We start from the raw sequence: 21,833 nt of genomic DNA, 5'->3' as shown, positions 1-21,833 counted from the left end.
TTGACTGTATAGTTATTTGACAATCGATTTTTCTATTAATCCATCCAATGACGTGATATAATGAGGCTAGAACGAAACAAGTCAGATACCATCGGCGAGCTGCCGAAAGAGAAGGGACGATAGAAAAGATGGAAGTGTTCTCTTACAATCGAGCGAGTCTTGAAGGAGTGCGTATACGACGACTCCTTGATGTTCAATACAATGAAAGCCAGCTTGACATGAATGGCCAAACCAAAACGTTCGGGATTTATCCGGTGCCGGCCGTCATGCATAGCCGGGTAAATAAAGTGAAATTTCTATTCAATAGCAACTTGTCGGGGCTAAAACGTCCTCAAATTCACGTTGAAGCAGATGTGGAAATGGCATGGGGAGACTTCGCTGACCACATCTCGCAGCTGAACTTTAAGCATGATAAGCAAGAGCTCCCGCTCACATATGTGCAGCCGCTCGAAGACGACACGCTGAAGGTGTTGATCGACGCTGGGTTGTATCGAGACGATCGATTCGAACTGTTGATGGACAAGCTGATGAACGGGGAGACGTTTGATGCCGAAGGAGACATGAATCTTACATATCTGGACGTAGCGGACGCTGTAGGCTCGGAAAGAACGGTTCCCGTAGTACTGGTTGAACCAGTCAACATTGTGCATGACAAACAAGATCCATCGGAACGTACGAATTTGGCAGATCTTGTTCGTATGGCTGCGAAAAATGCCATCGAACTGCAAAACGAAGGCGTTAAATCGGAAGACTTGGTTCGGACAGAACCTGTAGAAACGAAGGAGATTATGATCGAAACACCGATTCAAGATGTGGTTATGGCCCGCCAGGAAAAGCAGATTATCGATGAAGTAGATGAATCATTGAAAACCTCATCGGAACTGTTTGGCCAAGAAATCGATATCACCGAACAGCTCAAAGGTGTATTGAATTTGGGTCGTTTGAGCGAAGATGATCGTATTCGTGATGTGAAAGAGCGTGAACGTCATGAACAACTGCAAGAGCAGCAGCTGGTAGCGGAGGCGATTGCTCCGGAAGAGATAAGTGATGTCAAAACAATTGAATCCGAACGAGAGCTTGATCCGGATTTATTTGTGGGAGGAATCGGTTCAAGCCGGCGATCGCGGGATCAAAACGATGATCTCATCCGAGATGAAGACGGTCCGAGTATATAAGGAGTTCGTTCCTAATGTGCGTAAGCGATAAGGATTATCCTTATCGCTTTTTTGCGGGAAAGGAGATGCCGCGATGGGTTTGAAGCAAGACATCGTGATTAAAAGTGAATATACCAACAATGCACGCAGCAGCCCTGGGAAAGGATCGAGGGGATCGTCTCCTGGTCAATATGTGATGCGCTATATGGCGCGTGAAGAGGCTACAGAAGTGCTTGCGCCGGTTCGAATGTCGTCGGCGCTTGGAGCTAAAGGTGCTGATGGATATGATAGTGCGGCGTTCACCAGGTATATGGCTCGTGATCAGGCGACCGAGCGTCTGATCGCTAAAGAGGATGAAGATCTGCAGGAAGCGGATGCGTACGGTTCTCCGCTCGTGTTGAAACAAAAATTCCGTCAGATCGATAAGTTGTCGGGGCGAGCGTTCGGGCGGGGTGGGATTAGCTTGACGCATGCGGAGTTAGAAAAATCCTCACAGAATATCCAACAAGCCTTCGATGAAGGGCATTCCGTTCAAAAAGTGGTATTGAGTTTTACTGAGGATTACTTGAGAGAAACCGGTGTACTTGATCCTAAATTCAAACATAAAGGAAGAGGTTCGTACAAAGGGCACATTGATCAGCTCAAGTTAAGGCAAGCCATTATGCAAGGTGTAGAACGGATGACAAAGGCTGGGCGGTTTATTGACCCGGAATGGGTCGGTACAATCCAGCTTGATACGAGTCATGTTCATGTTCATATTGCCCTGGCAGATACCCAGTTTTCGAAGTCGCGAATGAAAAGCGATGGGGCGGATCGAGGAAAAATTAATGAGCGTGAAAAAGCGATGCTTCGCAAAGGTATTCATTTCGCTTTAGAAGACATGAAGCAGTTAAAATCATTCAATAGTCAAGCTTCGGTTGAACGGCGGAACGTCGTCTCTTTCGTCAAGGACTACGCTTACGCGACACTTCATGAAAATTCTCAAATTCAGCTTTTAATCGCCGGGTTGCCAAAGAATAAGAGGGATTGGAGATACGGAACTAATCGAAAATCGATGAAACACTCCAATGCACTTGCTGTACAGATCGTTGAGAAAGTGTTTGCGGAAGAGCCTGAAAAAAGCGGGTATAACAAAGCGATGCAGGCTGTACTTGATTATGCGGATGAATCCAGCTTTAAAAACAAGTTGGATGATAGCGCCAAAAAAAAGCTGATCAAGGAAGGCCGCGATCGGATTATCGAGCGCTCCGTAAACGGGCTATACAAAATGCTTAAAGGGATTGATCCTGCAGAATTGACGACTCGGACGAAAATGACTGACATTCAATCTAGTTCCGATGAGGAACTGGCACAGGCAATTAAACAATCGAGTCAATCTGCAGCATTTGATCCGGCTGCTTTTGAGCTGCGAGTGAGAGGCTACAATAAACGGCAAGAAGTTCACACAGTAAGCGTCAGTACCTTCTATGCGCTGACTACCGAATATGATATCGCCAAAGAAAATAGGCTTACCGATGAAACGTCCCATGTTATGAAACTCTTTTATGAAGAAGAACTGGAATTCCATATGGGGCTCGTCGATAAATACCGGACCTTCTTGTCCTTTCATCATAACAGGGATATGGATCGGGTTAAGCGGTTGAGACCGAGGTATGATTCGCTGGTATCTCGCTATAATCTGATCACCAAAAAAGAATCAGAGACGCAGCGCATGGATCTACAAAGCCGAAATGAGTATGCGCGTGATTTGAGGGCTTACACGTTTGAGTGCTTCAGACAAGGTGTAGGATCGCTGAAAGAGTGGAGGGCCATTACAAAATACGATCGGGAAGCCGGAACGGTGGAAACCCGTTTCGTTCTACCGGTTAGGCCGAAGACGCCAGCTGAAAATTTAACTCCGATTCACTTTGATGCCGTTAAGGCATGGGATGTGCATCACTTAGGGCTCGATTATTATAACAAGCCCGATGCGCGGATCGATACGAAGAATGCGTTAACGTTCGCTGCTGTTTTCGAAGCTCGTAAGCATCGAGTTGAAGCAGCGGAGATTTATGTAAAAGCGACCGGACAGGAACTTCAGGCGCTTACTTCCGCAAAGCGTGATATTGACGACATGGAACAAGCGGTAAAAAAAGCGGTGGATGAAGGGTTGATCCAAACCGTGATGCTTACGGATCTAAGCTCACAGGATGAACGTCAGCTGTACACGATACCGCTCGATCGTTCAGTCGATGTAGCGCGGCAGGTTCGACAAAGCCTGGAGCATGTTGAAATGATGGAACAGATGGAGGAAGAATTGGAGTAATTCATCGATTTTTTATAGTCCGAAATACGTTAAATAAGGATACGAATCTATCTATAATATGATATAATAAGTTAAACATAACACTGAATACACAATGTTTTTGATACAACTATTTCGATATTATGATCACGAATGTAGAAAATATTTGATTTAGGAAGGTTTGAAATGGGAAAGCAAATTTATTTAACAGAAGATCAAGTTGAGTTGCTTCGCCGAATTCTTGCTCCGGAGAATTTTTCATGTGAGACTGAAGATGAAGAACACGACATTAAGATGTACTGTATTCGAGATCAACTTATTGAGAAGTTACAGAAGAGAGGATGAGCGCATGATGTCAAAGGATTTTGCAATGCTGGCTGCTGTAAAGCGATTGGATCAGTACTTCTTGCGAGAATTTGGTAGGTTGAACGAGATTGTGCATGTAGATGATCCATTGATACAAGAGGAACGATCGATCCGTATCTCTGAGTTCAATGAGTTATCTGTTACGTTGAATGAACTGTTTGGTGCACTTACAGACAGTCCGGAGTCGAAGCTGTTTGCAACCTATCAGGAGCAGAAGGGAGAGAGTGATCCCGGAGGTCCGTCTGAAACTGCGGAGTGCGCCGATTTGGTAGGAAGTAATTCCGAAGATATGAAAGAACGAGTTGATGAAGATGCGAAACAAGATCAATGGACGAATGCTTCAGAAATCAGATATACAACCCCTGCGCAGCAGCGCGCCGATCGAATACTCAAAGAATATGCGGAAGCAACACCACGTGATATCGCTCGTCATCTCCCTGAAGATTATCGCCCTTTTGAAATGCTAAACGGGATACCGGAAGCGGCAACGGTGGGCGACTTTGACAGCCATGATGTGAAGCATCCCGCCGAGGCCATCCCGCTTGACGATTATGGGGTACAATCTGCGGCTGTAATCCCAAGAGCGGAAAAGGGTGGCGAAGAAGATTTCAAAGGAACAGATATTGATCTTAATTCTTATTTAACTAGAAGTAGCAGTCCGATTTTTACAGTCGAACTTATGGAGGCGGATATTCGTAAGCTGCGCTCAGATCATATTGAAGACCGGCAAGGTGTCGACATGGAATAAGGACACATAAGTTATTCGGAATTTGCCGATGTATGGCCTCGATTTTGAAGTAGAACAACTTCAATGAATAGGAGAGTGTATGAAATTAAAAATTTTAACTTAGTTGAATGGATCGATCTCATTGATACTTCTTATGAAACGATCAAAGGATCAATTAAAGATTTATATAGACTTAAAAATCAACTGGATAGTGAACTATCAGAGTTGTATGTAGAAAAACTAACTGATTTTTATAGTCAATTTCTCCGTATGTGGGATAAGTATAGTTTAGAGGGATCTGAAACTGAATATCAAATGACTATTCAATTCGTAGTCGATATAAAGAAGTTCATGAACAACTATTCAAATTTGTTATATTTTCAAACTATCGTTAAGGATTTTACCGGAAACGAATTTGACTATCCTAAATGCATACGTGACATGTGGATGATCTTCAAAGAAAAAAACATAAGGGATTTTCATTCAGTTGATGAAGAAGAGATAGAAATTATATACCAAGGAACATAACGAATAAATCCGTGTATTAGAAGCTAACGTATACGGCCACATGGATCAGACATTTTGTGTCTTGTCGTGTGGCCCTTCTCATGGCCTGATATCACATCCCCTGCTTTGAAATATAAATGTGGGGTCCTATAAAGATGACGGTTTCAAAGTTATAGAGGGGGTAACCTTATGGGTCTGACAATAGAAGCGAATAAGTTGCAAACGGTGTACAAAAAAGAAGAGGGATTTGACGCAAAGGAATACCCGTTTCTTGCGAGATACGCCACGTTTATGCTACCACCCAGCCGCCCGGTTCTTGGTCGAGAACACGAGATACGCCGGCTGCTGGCGTCGCTTAACCGCGCAGAGTTGTCTAATGCTTTTTTGCTGGGAGACGCGGGCTCTGGTAAAACGATGCTGGTGCAAGGAACGCTGGCGCGGGATGTTGATCGAATCTACGTTGAAGTAGACCTGGCGAAGATGGCAGCGAGTGAAAACGGGGAGGATGGAGCTACACAAATGGCGTCTAGGGTTAAAGGATTGTTCGATGACGCGGAAAGATTCAAAAGTGATGTGGAGCGAAAGGATGGAATGGCTGAAGCAGGATATTACTCCCGCGAACAATCTTCAGAGCTCGTTTTGTTTATGGATGAATTCCATTTGCTTGTGCAGCTCTCTCCCGCTGCAGCTCAGGCGATCAAGCCGGCGCTTGCTGAAAGCGGACGCCGAGGTATCAAAGTGATTGCCGCTACAACGTTTGCTGAGTTTCACCAATATATCGAAAAAGATCAAGCACTCATGCAGCGGTTGCAGCGTATTAATATCCGCGAACCAGATAAAGAAACGGTGGTTGCCATTTTAAAGTCGATTGCAAAAACGCATAAAGTTGCGGATTTTATCTATGATGACCATTTATATGATTTGATTTATGAACTAAGTAACCGGTATGTGCCGGCGGATTCACAGCCGCGTAAAAGTATTCTGATGCTCGATAGTATGATTGGCTGGATGCGTACGTATCCCGATGAACACAAAATGGACAGGAAGCTTCTCGGTGATGTGATACACGATAGTACGGGGGTTCAGGTCTCATTCCAGGTTGATGGCCGGACAATTGAGGAGCAGCTCAATGATCGTGTCTTTTCTCAAAAATTCGCGATGAAAACATTGGAAAACCGACTGCAAATTGCGGTGGCTGATCTACATGATAAAACGCGTCCGATATCCAGCTTTTTGTTTACTGGGCCCACAGGTGTCGGTAAGACCGAAACGGCTAAAGCGCTCTCTGGGCTCCTGTTCGGGGATGAAAGAGCATTGATTCGTTTCGATATGTCTGAGTATGCTCTAGAATCTTCCCTTAATCAATTTCGTGAGGAACTGACAGATCTTGTTTGGAACCGATCGCATAGCATTGTGCTTCTGGATGAAATCGAAAAGGCACACAAGTCTATTACACGATTATTGCTTCAAGTGTTGGACGATGGCCGGCTTTCGAATGCACAGGGAAGAGAAGTTACTTTCCTTAACACCTATATTATTTTAACGACAAACGCTGGTAACGAAGTCTATAAGGATATTGCCCATTATGCGTCAAGCGATGATGGCTCAGATGGTTTGCAAAAGTATCAGAAAGTTATTCGGAATTCTTTGATAAATCATAATTCGTTTGCGCCGGAAATTATCAATCGTATGAATGCCATTATTCCTTTTCAGCCTCTTTCCGAACGAACGTACGAAAATATTCTTACTAAAAAGCTTGAAGATCTGCAAAAGGTAGTTTACCAAACGCACGGCGTCAATCTTTTGATCGATAAAAAGGTTGTAACGTATTTGGTTCAGGATGTGTTCGACGTTGATACAAATTCTGGAGGAGCGCGGGGATTGGTTGCTTTGATGGAAACACATGTTGTTGCGCCGCTTTCTCGATATATCAATAATCATCCGGATGCTAAGAATATAGGCGCATACGTCAAAGGTGAAATGGCGATCGGCAATAAAAGCAAGCTAAAATCATCTGCTGTTATTGAAATCGGGACCGTTGATATTAAGAGAATGAGACGAATGTCAAACTAGATTACTCTAAATGACACTCGCATTAATAAGCCGAAAGACCCAACCGGCCACAAAAAAATAATATATATTATTGATAAAACAATCTAAAAACGTTGTCTGCACAGTGAGTTGATTATTGTATCCATATATTTTATGTGATAGAATAATTCTAGGCATTATGGCGTGTTTTTTGTTTTAAATAAGGGGGAACAAGTAAGATATTGTGCGGTTTGGATTGATAGTGTTTATGTCTTGGCACTATTGAGGTACAAGGATCACTGATGGTACAGATAAACAGCAGATTGACACTTGCGATGCTTACGGAATTCCTGATGTATTTGATTAAAAGGGAGAGAGGGTTCGTTTAATGGGATTATTCAGACGAAACAAAAGAGATAAAGCGAGCGATACTGAAGAAAGTGCGGTGGCGGTCGCGGTCGCGGATAATGATGTTGATGAGAGATCCGGAGATAAAGGATCAAAACGTTTGGGTCTCGGTGGGAAGAACACCAAAAAAGATAAGGGCAAAGGAAAGCTTTTTGGTGGCAAGCAAAAAGATATGACACTGGTTGAACGAATGCAGCTCGAAGAATCTGTTGCTGCATCATCACTGGACGTTCTACATGAATTGGTGAGAATCGGCAACTCTGCGATCCGTGAAGTAGATGATGGTCTGTTGATTGTCGTTATTACGAACGACATGCTTGTTGCATCCGGTGTAGACTCATCTGACGAAGAGTTCGGATCTTTTGCAGAAGCGCTTCTTTCCGAATCGATTGAATCCATCACATTAGCAGATGACTTGGAAAATGGAATTATTGGTATCATTCCTTCCAGTGAGACGTTGATTACTCTTGACGAATTTGAATTTATTCACGATATGCCACTTCAATGGGCGATTGTTCCTTTTGATTTAACCGATGATTCCCAGTTGATCCTACTCGATTCGACGGTTCATCTAGACCGTTTGATAGAAATTGCTAAATCCCCATCGATTGAGCTTCATGTGAAAGGTAATGAAGTTGTAGATAGTGGAGATAACGAGCGGACCTGGCAGAATGAAAGCTCTGAACAGGAGGATGAAGACCAGGACGTCGGGGATTATGACGGTGATGAAACATCATCGTACAGCTCTGCGGATGATGCGCATTTTGAATCATTCGATCCTTTTTCGGCTGAAAACAACGTTGGATTTGGTGTTTCAAGCGAGGAAATGGATTCTCTTCTTTCCGGTGGCCACGATGAATTTTCTGACGGTGATAATGAATTTGAGGAATTCGAGGATTTTGAGGAATTCAATACCGGTCAGGAAGAGGAAGAAGTATATGGCGCAAGGGAAGAGCAAGAGCTGGATGTTAGCGGTGGGTATGCTCCAAGTTCAAGTGATCAAGCATCCAGCATGACGGCTGAGGAATCAAAATCAGTTGTCACCAAGGCGCTGGAACATTCATTTAACAATTCCGAGTTGAATTTATCCATCGATCTTAGCAAGTTTGATGATTACTTTGCTTCTTTTTCAGTAGTTAGGTTCGATGAAAAACCAGCTGACGATAGCGAACTTCAACGTGTGGTTTCAAATTTTCGTAAAGATGCTAATGTGGAGATTTCGAAGTTTCACGAAATTGAGATTTCCATGTTACGCAATAATTACATTACAAACCTTCGCGATATTCATGCTAAATTAATAACTTCTCTTGATCATAATGATAATGGTACTGTATACGGAAGACGTTTCAATGAGATAGATACGGCGTTTGATGCTGCTATGTCTGATATGGATAGGCTGATAGCTGCCGAAGTTAAAAGTATTCATGCTACATATAACGAAGAACGGGAAGCCTATGGAGAAAATGCGAAGCGTGAGGCACTGGCAGTTTATGATACTCGGTACCGAGACGAGCGAAATCGCAAGATCGAGGCCGTCAAAGACACTCTAAAGAGTGAGATTAAGTCGAATCGAGACGTAGCTCGTGGTGAACTGTACAATGATCGCCGTACTGTCGCGAGCAGCTTGTTTGATAAGGCTACTACGCACCTCCTGAAGAGTTTGCATGAAGACTATCAAACCATCATGGAAAAAGAACTGCACATGTACGATGCTTTCCGTAAGCAGATCGAAATGTACTTGCGTGAGCATTTTGCCGATGAGGTGCTTCGGGCAAAAGCGGAAGTCGAAAGACTCAAGCAGAATGAAGAGGCTGATTCCGTACGTCGTGAGTACGAACTGATGCTTGCGACAAAAAATAAGTCGCTTGCAGAGGCGGAAGAGCAATCACAAAAAGCGCTTCAGCTGTTGGAAGTCAAACATCAAGATCAGATTAATGAATTGAAAGCTGACTATGAACATAACATGGACCGTGAAAAAGAAGATAATAAAAATTTGCGGGAAATGCTGCAACAAGCAAATGAGAGTATCACTAGAATCGGAGAACAAAAAGATCGCGAGGTTAAACACCAGTTGAAGGTATATGAGGACCAAATCGAAGCACAGAAAAAAGAATTGGCTTACGCGAATGATCGGGCTGGCAAAGGTCTTAAGCAATCGATGTTGGTTTATATCGCGATCGGATGTGCTGCCCTTGCGATTGGAGTCCTCTTTGGTTTCCTATTTGGTGCGAACTCAACTCAGCAGCAAATGCCTGTCGCGCCTGCGGCACAGGTACAGCCGGTTGGCACCGTTGATCGAGCTGACATTCCATCGATAGGCATGGAGCCTATAAACGGCAGCGCAGCCTAACGCTTACGTTTTGAGCTTGAACCGCTCCTATTTGGGGCGGTTCTTTATTTTCAGGCGTCCTGCAGTAAATGTTGTCCAATAAAGGAATCGGAGGAATTCTCAATGTCAAATGCAATTGAGATTTATATTTGCACTATTTGCAATAGCTATTGTGATGGTGAAGAATGTTTCTCGTGTAATGAAATGTCTGGTGTTCTCACTGAACTGGAAGATACCAGCGAACAGGATCTAGCCTTAATTAAGCAAACTATTTCTACAAATGAGAATGTAAGGCTATACCTGAGTTCTTTTGGTGATGCACCTGGAGAAATTGCTACCATCGATTATGGGACAGACAGCTTGCTTTCTCTCCTTCAGATGAATAAGTTCGTATTCAATAAAATCTCATCCGTATTGGTTAAAGGACAAATGCAAAATTGCCTGGGGATAGCTTTTCTGAATCCAGTAAAGATTCAACATAAAGACCTATCTGATCTAGAACCTATCTATGGCATTATGATTTTCACAGAGTAAACTTGATACGCTAAAAGATCACGTTATCTCATCGATTTAGCACCTATGTCAGTCTCAATTTTTTTCGATAGCTATTGTTCTAACAAATAAAGGGGTGGTTTCGTGGCGAAGAAAAAACCATCGAAAAATTGGAATCAGATTAAGAACCAGAAGTATAAAGAGCGCGTAAAAAACCGCGAAGTCCATGAGACGCAAAATATGAAGCGCGGTGAACGCGGTGAAGTCGATAAGCCGATCAAAGAGCGAATTGGTGCTGTGTTTTTCGCGTTAATCTTTGCTGGTTTGGGTTATGTGGCTGGCATCATCGTTGCGATCGGTTGGCACTTCTATCAATATGTCACATCATCGGGTGGGGCCTCTTTTTTTGATTTCGATGCCAGCGAGCTCACGGTTTATACGAGTACGCCGCTGTTTTTATGGACTGGTTTTGTATTTCTGATGGCTTGGCTGATACTGAACGACCGCATGATGGCATTATGGCGGTCTAGGAACAGCATGATTGATTCCACAGATATCAATACATACGAAAATGATCAGCATATTGCCCTTCCGGAAGAAATGCGGAGAATGTATGACTGGTTTCCGGATGCAGGTGCCGAGTCAAGCGTCCAGGTATCGAGCATGCTCAGTCATGTCATGCTTAGCAACAAGGGGCTCAAAAGTATCGATATGATTCAGCGTTACAAGGAAGACGTTGTCGAGGACGGCGTCATTGTCGCCTATAAAGGTGAGGTTATGTACGATGCGAGCGGTCAGCCCATATCAAAAAAGATGCCTATCATTGATGAGGAGTTTGGACGCGATCTATTCACGGCCAGCGGCATACCGCTATCTGAAAAAGAGATTCGGACTCCCGTTGATGTTCGTAAGATTGAATATAACGAAATCGATGATTCGGGGAACCGGAGCGACCGGGATAAGCAGCCCTACGATACTGTAGCGGATTTGATCAATAACGACTGGACGTTCCTGGATCATGAAGTACAGCGGCCTGCCGGAGCGTATCTGGTGGATACCGCGCCAGTCAATACGATGGTTCTGGCGATCACACGTGCGGGTAAAGGTCAGACGGTTATTGAACCGACGATTGATATGTGGACCCGTGAAAAACGCAAAAATAATATTGTGGTCAATGATCCAAAGGGAGAGCTCCTTGTTAAATTTTATATTCCCGCTACGATTCGGGGTTATGAGATTGTCCAGTTCAATTTGATTAACCCGCTGAATACGGATATTTATAATCCACTTGGTTTCGCTGCCGAAAGTGCCCGAGAGGGTAACTTCACGAAAGCAGCATCGTATATCGAAAATATCGGTGATATCTTCTTTCCAAAGGAAGGTGCCGATGATCCCATGTGGCCAAACGCGGCGAACAACGCATTCAAACGTTCGTCTTTTGGCCTGATCGATTTCTACCTGGAAGAAGAAAAGCGAATCCGCAAGCAGGCTGAACTTGAGGGTTGGCCTGAAAAAATATTGATGCAGAAGTTAGATGACATGTGGGGGGTCGTTACACTTTACAACGCATATCAGCTTTTCGTTGTACTATCGGCAAAAAAATCAACGGATGTAGAGACGATTCATATCGATGAAGATGATTCGTCAAAGGAAAAGGACTTCCTAACACTCTTTTTTGATGCGACGGCAAAACTTCCGCAAAATGAAATGCGGAAGCTGGTTCAGAATACGGACAATGCCCTTCGAGCGATGGCCGGATCAGACAAAACGATTGCATCGGTATACGGGATTGCTCTGACAGCAATGTCATTTTTCACGGACCCTACGATCTCGACGTTAACAAGCGGTAAACCTTCTCAGAATTTCGATGCGAAAGGATTATCCTTTCCGCGCCGCATTGGCGTTCGGTTCGCTTCAGAATATTTGGAGAAGCATCGTTTAGTTGGTTTGCAGTCTGTTTGGTCGGCGTATGAGGACCCGAAATTTGAAAAGCAGCTGGATCAAAAATTATTTGGCCACACGCAAATCATTGACCGCGAAGGCTGGGCACGGTACTTCTTCGATGGTAAATTTTCAAACCGGAAAAGTTATGTCAAACTTGAAATTCGCAATCCGAAAACACAGCTGCTCGTGCGTACATTTTATTTTGAAGTGGAGCTGACGTATAAAACGGATCTATCCGGTCGCCGGTATGTCAAAGATCCCGTACTGAATAAAAAGATCATTAAAGATGGAGCGCTTCGTGAAATGCGGTTCAATCGAAGAAAAGGGGAGTACGAATATAAAGACACACTGGTGAAACGTCGGTATCACGATCTTTTGAACCCGGAGCTTGGCGAGCAGGTCGTCGAGATTCCTGCGTTTAGCCAGAAGACGGTGAAATACACGGAACGTCCGAAAGCGATCTTCTTTATTACCCCGCCGCACCTGATGAGTTATGCGAAATTGATTCTGATTTTGATTAAACAGATGGTCGACGTGAATTTTGAAGGTTCGTATATGACCAAAGACAACCAGAAACCGCTCTATAAGACTCGCTACATGCTCGATGAGGTCGGGAACTTGCAATCGGAGGGTAATGGTATTCCGGCCCTGCAAACGATGCTCTCAATCGGTCTGGGACAGGATCAGCAGTTTACCCTGATTTTGCAGACGCTGCAGCAGCTGCGGGATGTATACGGGGAATCCGTTGATAAAATCATTCAAGGTAACACAGAGAATATCGTCTTTCTAAAATCGACCGATGATTCGATGATTGATACGCTTGTAAAAATGAGCGGCACGACACACGAATCTAGGGTCGATCAAAAAACGGTCACACGAGATAATGAACGGATTTTGAATCAGAACGAAGGCAAGATTAGTTACACCATGCAGACCAAAGAGCGCCCGGTCCTTCAATTTAATGATTTTATGTTTATTGAGGCACGCAACTCGATCATCATTAAGGCCGGGACGAGCCCGATCTGGAACCGTAATGAATCAGCCTATCCAATGTCGTTCCGTCTCTTTCAAAATCAAATTAGCTTGCCAGGCAAAAAATTCAGCCTGCAGACAATACCGACGAATTCATCCGCTAAGGATTTTGATGTCAGAAAAAACCAGCCGGATTTCTTTAACATGTTGGAACAACGCCTGAAACAGGCGCGGATGGCCGATATGATGAAACAGGCGTATTTGGATGCATATGATCTCAGTGAAACGGATTTGATCCGCCTGGATCAAAACGTCGTAGCGGATGATATCATGCATGCGATTAACAGCCGGCTTTTTAACATTTCACATCGACCTGCAGCCAGTGCAGATTTCCATGATGATATGGAAAACATACCGGCTATGGATGAGTTCGGTGACATTTTAGATACAGCGGTTGATAACGTAGAGGTCGCGCAAGAAGCAGCTAAAGCGCAGAGCATGCAAAGCGAGCACCAGCAAAAACGGTATGGCGGCGGCCAAATAAGCCGTGAGGATTTGATCTCGATCGGCGGCCAGGTTAACCGGCAGCTCGATAAGGTATTGGCAACGGCGTATGCGGAATCAAGAGTCTATTTCGAAGACGCCCCGGGATTTCGGACGAGGGAGAACGGGGAACTGGAAAGCGATAGCGGCATGCTGTATGTTCGGAGCTCAATGGGTTCAAATAAAGGCGACATAGATGCCCTGCACGAAGCGGAGCGCAATGAGGAGTCCCGTGTATTCGGTGAGGGATATACCGGAAAAGAAACGTTTTATGAAGTCACAGATTCGTTTATCAAGTATTTATCCAGTCTAGATTCATGGAGGGATCTCGCGCAGGGTCGCTTCGATCAAGAAGTAAATCGTGCGTATCAACGTCATATGCAATAAGTCAAGGAACAAACGAATCGAACCTACGTTTGAGTTCGTGATTTTGTTCCCTGAGACAACAGAATGTTTAACAAATGCAAGGGAATGAGGAGCGAAAGCTCCTTTTTTCTATGGTATAATATACCTATAGAATTGTGTTGAAAACGCTGACTGCATAGCGATACGTGTGAGATTTTCGATGTGAAAGGGGTTTGGGAAAATGATTGGAAATTATGGAGAAAATACAAACGATAGACGTTATCGCGATCTTGCGGAATACATAACGATGCGAATGCTTTCTCAGGTTATACCTGATTTAAAAATGAAAGGTATCACCGCCACAGCCTCCATGATGCAGGGGTTTAGAGACAACTGGGAACAGAACGGGGTACGCTTTGATTTCACCACCATGCGCGTAAGGCCGAGCGATGTCATCCGGCTGCTGCGGGGGACCGGGGCTACCTCTTTCGGAGAGATCGGAGATAATGATTCACTCGAAGCCGGCGTGGCTGATTTTTGGAAAAAATGTGTGGTGGAATATGATGATGCTGCTGAGAAAGGAAACTTTCTGCATGTCGTAACTGATCCGGAAATTCGTCAGTTTGTTCTCAGTAATGGCCAGGCGCCTATGAGTAAAGCGTTCTTTGTACATCGGGGGAAATCGCTGAGAGAAATGAATCCGGGAGATTCTGTTACTTTGTATGATCGCTTTGATGTGACGTATCAATATACGAGCCGCGTTACGGCCGGTGTAGCACCGGAGCGTGAAGGGTTTAATCAAGCAGGTGTGGCACAGCCTACTGACCGGACAGCGGCGCAACAAGAGCAAACAAACTCAGGAGCTGCCACAGTCCCGGGAACAGAAACTGGCGACAGTGAAAGTGATAAGGAATTTGTGAGCGGAGAGATGCTTCTTGGCTGGCATGGTGGAGTCTTTGAACAACGCGAGTATCGAGGACTTCGTCATGTGATAGGGGCTTATCTTACCAAAGCGGATGCCGAGGAAGTGGCAAAGAATATTGACAGCAACTTACTGTTCGATGCTGAATTGGCGCACAATAGTGCAGATCTTTTAAAGCATATGCGCTCAAACGGGTACGATTTCAGCGTTCGGGATAACGGAAACCGAAATCAAATCGAAGTTCGGATGATGGTTGGCGACCGGACGAATGTCCGGGTGTTTGATACGGAAGCAAACGGCAGTTATATTGGCCGGATCTATGACGCATCGAACGCTTACTATTTCAACGTGAAAGGTTCGAGAGACGTAAAAGAAGCCACAAAGTTTACGGCTGCTGACTCGATTGCACTGCTCGATTATGTGACGGGTAACAAAACGGGTCGGGTTACAAAGTCCTTAAGTACGGATTCCAGTAGCGTTCAGATTACGGGAGTGGATTCAAAAAAATCACTTCAAATCAAGCCGATTTCAGGACGGTACCGCTCGCTCGTATTCACAAGTGAAGTTGAAGCTCAAGTGTATATCGAAACGGCCATTTCGGAGGCTCAACGATCCATTAACAATCAGTTTAAAGCGGACGAGCTTCAAGCATTAATTGACAAAGCTTTGGATGACGATGACATGTTGATTACAGGTCCGGAATTTCAAGGAGAGCTGGCCACGTTGTTCTCATCGGATGACATGATTCGGGAAGCACAGGAGCGAGCAGCCATGATGGCGTACCATTCGGAGGATGGCGGCCGTGAGTATCTGGAACGGATTCAAAACGAGATCGTCGGCAATTTCGAAGAGGGATTCAATCCGGAAGTTGTGATGAATCACATGATGCAAACCGGACGAGGTAATGAACGAGATGCGATGATGTCGGCTCTGAAGAAAGTCAAATACGATTTGTCGAAAATTAAGGGCAATGATTTTGCAGTTGGGGCCACGCGTGATCGCTTGATTGCATTCAACCCCGAAACGGCCAAAACCATTGATGAGATCGATAACCCATTGCTGAAGCAGGCGCTTCAAACTGTTCACGATACGCTAAGAGCGGGTGGTGTGATCGGCGATCAAGGGTTTGGTTCTGATCCGTCGGTGAAAATTGACGAGAACGGCATCATTCAATGGGAAGGGAACCGCCGGACAGGTTCCTCTAAAGAATCACAAAGATGGCAAAAAATCAGCGGCGAAGTCGGACAGGTTTTCGTTCCGAACGAGCACGGCATCATCGAAACCAAATTCCAGGGTGGCAATAACTACGGGATTGTACCAGGATATACGGGCTACTTTTCTTTTGAAGGTGACTATGAAGACCGGATGAGTCGGTTTAGGGTCAAAGGTTTTGAACGGCACTTGACCGAGCAACTTCGTGCGCAGGTCACCCATCAGCTGACGCGGCCTTTTGACCGGACGATCGGTAACATTCCGACAACACTAGATGCAAGCAGCATCAATGGACTGTATCACGGCGATGTTTACGGGAAGCGTGTTGAACTGGATTTCATGGAAGTGAACCAGCTCAATATGGAAACCAAGATAGCAATTCTGAAAACACTCTCGAATCGAGTTCGTTTCGATAACCAATTTTCTGAGCACGCAACAACGAGTGCAGAGACACAGGCTAAGCGCGATCAAGGCGCTGGAGATGATATTGCTTCCTTTAGCTATTGGAAAGCTGCAGGCGAAACCAATATGCGGGTGCTGAGCAAGGACCTTGAGAATTATGCCGACATGACCATGACGGGTACCGGTAAAACACAAGGGTTGATCTGGTATTTGGTGGATGGTGTAGAACTGAATCCGGATGGCAGCGTGACTCCGTCTCAGGGAATCAAAACAGAAAGCGGAAAAGTTATTCCGGATAGCACAGCCCTTCAGAAGCTTTCGTATTTCGATAATAAGGACCATAACGCGTGGGATCGTAACCAAATGTCGTCGAATCAGTTGATGACGGCGCTGAAGGTCGATGAAGGTGTCGGCACGGCATTGATGAGTTTCGGTGGCTGGACGTTCGACGACAGTTACGCCGTTTCCAAAGAATTTGCGGAGCGTAACAAGATATTCGGTAATACACCAAATGATGAAAGCATGGATGTATTGAAAGAAATAGTAGCTCACATCGCGAATGGCGGTGATAAGCACGAGATTTTGAGTGGTACAGGCATGATGTGGTCGGATGAAGTGCTGGCTGAGGGAGTGCGTGCCTGGAGTGCGGATCAGGACGTGGACGTTTCGTTCGACGCGTTCCTGGAAACGCACGGCAAATTCCGTCCGCTGCAACGTGGAGATAAGTTGTCTGACTTCGGCGGGAACAAAGGTACGATTGGTATCGTGATTGACCGGCATATGTCCGATGATGAAGCGAAAGCGCAGAAACTCGATAAAGAAGTACGCTTCTTACGTGCGAACCCAGATCTGGACGTCGTGAGCGCTCCGTATTCCATGCTCTCGCGCCATAACGCAGGTGTCGTGAAGGAATTGATGAGCGGGGAAGTAAAAGACCTTGTAGACCCGGATACGGGCGAAGTATTCAAAGCGGCGATGGGTCGCCTGAACATCATTGTGACGGATATGAAGGTCGACGACAAAACGCATGCTTACAGCCGTGAAGACGTATTGAATGGGAAAGGCCGTAAAGCGAGTGGGCAGCTTGCCTGGGCGCTTGGATCGAAAAATGCGACGGGTATCTTTAATGAGATTTATGGACGCAATGACGCTGCGTGGAGCACGTACAGGGAGTATCTCATCGCAACTGGTCTCGACATGAAGCCGGATGGCACGATCGTAAATGGTTATCAGCCTCATGCAGCTGAGGAGCGGAATCATTTTCAGTATGATCCGAATACGGACGCATCCAGCTTCCTCGATCAAATCAAGTCTCAAGGGGGCTTCCTGGATGTCCCATTTGAGGTTACGTTCCAAACAGGGAAACCCACATCCGAAATCCCCGTATTGTCGGCAAGCTTGCGACAAAATGTTGAACTGATTGATGGTTCGATGCGACGTTCGGATTTTACAAACTATTACGTCAATATTTATCAGGCCGTTGGAGAATATGAAGCAGCGGTAGATGATGAAGGGCGTAGGAGAGCTCAAATGAAGGCACAAGAACAATTCGATAAAATTCAATCGACTATCGTTGATCGTCAGTTTAACGGTGGCCATAACGGAAAGCACAGTTTCCTGCGCGACAAGATCATGGGCAAAAAACAAAGTAATTCGGCGACAGCCGTTGCGATGGTCGATCCTCGACTTGCCATTGGCGAAGGTGCAATGAATCAAGAAATGATGGATTCGCTGAATGCAAAAGAAGGCGATATCATCATGGGATGGCGCGATCCGGTTTGGCGGGACGGAGCGATCCGGGCCTTTAAAGTCGTTAAAGATGATACGGTTCATGGTATTGCGATTAACCCTATCGCGGATAAATCGCATGACATGGATTTTGACGGAGATACGATGGGTCTGGTTAAGTTCGAAACGGCTGCGGCGAACCGCGATCTCGTCGAGAAATTCTCCCATTGGGCGAACATGATCGACAAAGGGAGCGGAAAAAACCAATTGTACTATCAGACGGGTATGGATCTGGCGAGTGCGGAAGCGAAAGCGACTAAGCTCGGCGATTCATCAGTGGAAGAACTGTACAACCGTGTGAAGGAAAAGGCGACTTCGAATGATCCGAAGGTGCTGCAACAATCGCTTCGTGACCTAACCGCATACAGTCATAAATGCTTCCGCGAACATGGTTTTGGTGGAGACTTCGTATCGCTGGCGGATGACAAGGCTGTTCATCGTTCGTTTAAGCAGATGGTCGATAACAAGGCGAAAGGTAGTAAATCAAAACTTGAAGATTACATGAAATATCATATGGGCATGAAAACGGATCGTGACGCTCGGGAAATCCAATACGCGACAGGTGTTAAGTCCGACGATACAGGCCTTGCTGGCGCGTTCAGTCAAAAGCTTGTTTCGATCATGCGTAATGATAACATCACGGCGGCACTTGAATCCATGTATCCACTGACCCAGGGAACACTGCAAATCAAGCACGATGCAGAGCATGCTCGCACGGTCAATGAAATTCTGACAGAGGATATGAACAAAACGTTCCGTGGTAAGGATATCACTAATCCGAAACGTTCGCTTACGCCGCACACATTTAAAACGCAGCTCACAAGTATTATGGAGAACAAGATGCGGGTTGACGTTAACGAGGAGTACATTCAAGCGGTTACGGATACGCTGACCTATCAGGGTCAGATTATCCCGCTTAAGGATGCTATGGCACTCAAGGGTTCCCCGATGGACCGTGTAGCATATGGCGGCGGTTATGAGGAGCTGAAGCGGCTCGCAGATAACGGGGAGTCACTTCTGCAAGGGGAGCAAAATAAATTGTTTGCCCCGTTCTCGATGCGAAATGCGAATGAGCAAACGAAACTTGCGAAAAAAGATACGCAGCGTGTGATTAGACCGTCGATTACGCAGCCTGCTGCCCAGTTGGGTTCGGATGTTGTAGAAGTAGAAGAAGTGGGAATGACTCTTTAAAAAAAAGCGAGCTGGTGTAAACTCCATCCGCTCGCTTTTTTTGTCCATATTACTCGAAAAAATACATCAAAACATTGATTGTATAGTATTTTGTAAAGAACTTGTCTGTGATATACTCGAAGAAAGCAACTTACCAATCTAAGGAAAGGCGTCTAGTTCATATTAGCGGAAAGAGGGGGATAGTTTTGCGACATCGCGCTGAAAGAGCTGATGTTGGCCAGCGGATGGATTGAGATACCAAGAAGAAGAGATAGACAAACCTAAAATTCGGGGCACAGAGGCACACCCCCGTTTTCCTTAAAGGAGAATGAGATGAAATATTCAATTAAATACAGCCTGCTTCTATTTTTTATCGCTTTTGTTTCTAATATGCTTCTGCAGCAGCAGGCAAATGCAGCTGCTAATGTTGACTTCATTATCTCGCCTGTAAAAGAAGTGGAACAATCAAGCGGATATTACCGGGATGAGGTCAGCGGAGGGGAAACGAAAAAGTACACTGTTTATGTGAAAAATCTTATTAATAAACCGATTGATCTTTGGATCTATCCAGCCGACGCAGCACCAAATGTCAATGGAGGAAAGAGTTACACGATGAAAGGCGAAAAAGCCAGTTCTGTTGGTTCCTGGATCTCGCCTTCGAAAGAAGAAAAAGTTCATCTAAAGCCGCTTGAAAAGAAGAAATTTGTCTATACCGTGAAAGTCCCTAAAGATCTGAGTCCAGGGGAATATGTAGGGGGAATAGTTGCGGAGCAAATTCCGGAAGAGGACGAGAAGGCAGTTGAGGCAAGTAAAACCCAAGCAGTCTTGTTAATTGAACGGATTCCGCGACTCGGTGTTCAAATTGTGATGGAAAAGCAGAAAGAACTAGCTACCCATGATATGAGCATTGATGATTTTAAGCACAGCTACATAAGTAACGGCTACTCGCAGCTGACAGTCAAGTTGACAAACACAGGGACGATCCTGCAACGCCCTCATGGCGTGATCCAAATTCGAGACGCGAGCGGTAAAGGCATCTTCAACCAGGCCTATGATGCCGGACCGAGTGAACAGTCGATCTATGCTGCGAAAACGGCTGATATGGTCTATTACATAGAGGACCAAATCTTGTGGCCAGGTGAGTATACAGCCTACTTTGAAGCTAACTTCAACGAAAAAAAGGTATCAAGAACCTTTAACTTTACGGTCACTGAGGCCGAAGCGCAGAGGGCACAAGAAAGTCTGAGTAATGCAGGACTTTTAGAGGGTCGTGGCATTTGGGATTGGCTGAAAAATCATCCATGGGTCATCGTTTTGTTTGCTGTCTTACTTTTTCTAATATTAGGATCGTTAATTTTCCTTTTGATCCTTTTATTTAAAAGAAAAAAGAAAAAAGAAGAAGATGAGAAGAATCGCCGGCGGCCGGCGCATCAACCTGTTCGTCGTTCCACTCGCCGCCCTCAACATTAGTGCTTTTTCTCCAGGAAAGGTGGTGGTTTCGATGTGAAGTTCGTTCCGGAAGCGGAAGGTTTAGAACAAAATAAAAGGAGACGTGAAGGCATGAAGCGATTTTTGTTTTCCGGATTGTTAGTTCTTGCGTTGGCACTACCAACGGTGGCTTCGGCTCAAGAAGTTGAAAAAGAAGTACACGTGACTGGTGGAAATCTCTTGGTTACTCAATCCAATATTAAATTTTCGGATATTACGCTTGCCGTTCGCCAACAGCAACAATCACAAGCGGTCGTCACATCTCGTGTGATTGATGATCGGGGTAATGGCAACGGTTGGGTCGTAAGCCAGTCTGCCACAGATTTCGTAACGACACTCAATGGACAGGATTTTTATATTCCTATTGATGCAGTGAAAGTGACGGCAACATTAAAAAACACGATCTCAGGAATGCCACTTGATTTCTCTCACGGCGGACATTTAGCCCAAGATCAAGTGTTGTCGAACAAAGATATGCCTATTTTCTCAGCAGCTGTAACCACAGGTCAGGGTGCATATGATTTTGAGCTCCATTACACACTATCTCTTCCTCAGATCATTAGAGCTTCTGATGGTAAAGAAATCGGTGTGGTCGCAGGTACGTATAAATCTACATTTACAACCACGGCAACCTCGGGAATTTAAGGAGATCGATACGGAAGGGATATATCCAGAAGAAAAGTAAGGCTCGATTTGGTTGTAAATAATGAAAACAGTTTTGAGAAACTAAAACATGGAGGTCTTGGTAC

12 protein-coding genes are annotated in these 21,833 nt (G+C 45.0%); all 12 read left to right on the top strand.

Annotated elements, in window-relative coordinates; translation table 11 throughout:
* The first annotated feature begins 167 nt into the window (after nt 1-167).
* Complete coding sequence (locus ACPV3A_RS17010) at nt 168-1,175, top strand: hypothetical protein (protein WP_426200395.1); 1,008 nt, start codon at nt 168-170, stop codon at nt 1,173-1,175.
* 73 nt (nt 1,176-1,248) lie between these two features.
* Nucleotides 1,249-3,459 (top strand): relaxase MobL, encoded by a 2,211-nt coding sequence (gene mobL / locus ACPV3A_RS17005; protein WP_426200394.1) that lies wholly within the window; start codon nt 1,249-1,251, stop codon nt 3,457-3,459.
* 165 nt (nt 3,460-3,624) lie between these two features.
* On the top strand, nt 3,625-3,783 hold the full coding sequence (locus ACPV3A_RS17000) for a hypothetical protein (protein ID WP_426200393.1): 159 nt from the start codon (nt 3,625-3,627) through the stop codon (nt 3,781-3,783).
* Between the two features lie 4 nt (nt 3,784-3,787).
* Nucleotides 3,788-4,552 (top strand): hypothetical protein, encoded by a 765-nt coding sequence (locus tag ACPV3A_RS16995; protein ID WP_426200392.1) that lies wholly within the window; start codon nt 3,788-3,790, stop codon nt 4,550-4,552.
* A gap of 75 nt (nt 4,553-4,627) precedes the next feature.
* Entirely contained in the window at nt 4,628-5,059 is a 432-nt protein-coding gene (locus ACPV3A_RS16990) for a hypothetical protein (RefSeq protein ID WP_426200391.1), read from the top strand.
* 168 nt (nt 5,060-5,227) lie between these two features.
* Nucleotides 5,228-7,111 (top strand): AAA family ATPase, encoded by a 1,884-nt coding sequence (locus ACPV3A_RS16985; RefSeq protein ID WP_426200390.1) that lies wholly within the window; start codon nt 5,228-5,230, stop codon nt 7,109-7,111.
* A 346-nt stretch (nt 7,112-7,457) separates the two neighbouring features.
* On the top strand, nt 7,458-9,827 hold the full coding sequence (locus ACPV3A_RS16980) for a hypothetical protein (protein ID WP_426200389.1): 2,370 nt from the start codon (nt 7,458-7,460) through the stop codon (nt 9,825-9,827).
* A gap of 102 nt (nt 9,828-9,929) precedes the next feature.
* Nucleotides 9,930-10,340: a hypothetical protein gene (locus tag ACPV3A_RS16975; RefSeq protein WP_426200388.1), complete on the top strand. Its 411-nt coding sequence runs from the start codon at nt 9,930-9,932 to the stop codon at nt 10,338-10,340.
* Nucleotides 10,341-10,442: 102 nt separating this feature from the next.
* The gene (locus tag ACPV3A_RS16970) at nt 10,443-14,144 is read left to right on the top strand and encodes a type IV secretory system conjugative DNA transfer family protein (RefSeq protein WP_426200387.1); all 3,702 of its coding nucleotides are present in this window, start codon (nt 10,443-10,445) and stop codon (nt 14,142-14,144) included.
* A gap of 199 nt (nt 14,145-14,343) precedes the next feature.
* Nucleotides 14,344-19,617, top strand: a complete 5,274-nt coding sequence (locus ACPV3A_RS16965; protein ID WP_426200386.1) for a hypothetical protein — start codon at nt 14,344-14,346, stop codon at nt 19,615-19,617.
* A gap of 312 nt (nt 19,618-19,929) precedes the next feature.
* A complete protein-coding gene (locus tag ACPV3A_RS16960; protein ID WP_426200385.1) occupies nt 19,930-21,066 on the top strand; it encodes a WxL protein peptidoglycan domain-containing protein in 1,137 nt (378 codons plus the stop codon).
* 33 nt (nt 21,067-21,099) lie between these two features.
* Complete coding sequence (locus ACPV3A_RS16955) at nt 21,100-21,729, top strand: hypothetical protein (protein WP_426200384.1); 630 nt, start codon at nt 21,100-21,102, stop codon at nt 21,727-21,729.
* Nucleotides 21,730-21,833 lie beyond the last annotated feature (104 nt).

The sequence above is a fragment of the Paenibacillus sp. Dod16 genome (assembly GCF_049893405.1).
Taxonomy (GTDB): Bacteria; Bacillota; Bacilli; order Paenibacillales; family Paenibacillaceae; genus Paenibacillus_AQ.
The sequence above is the reverse complement of the archived record's forward strand: the minus strand, read 5'-3'. Positions and strand labels throughout refer to the sequence as shown.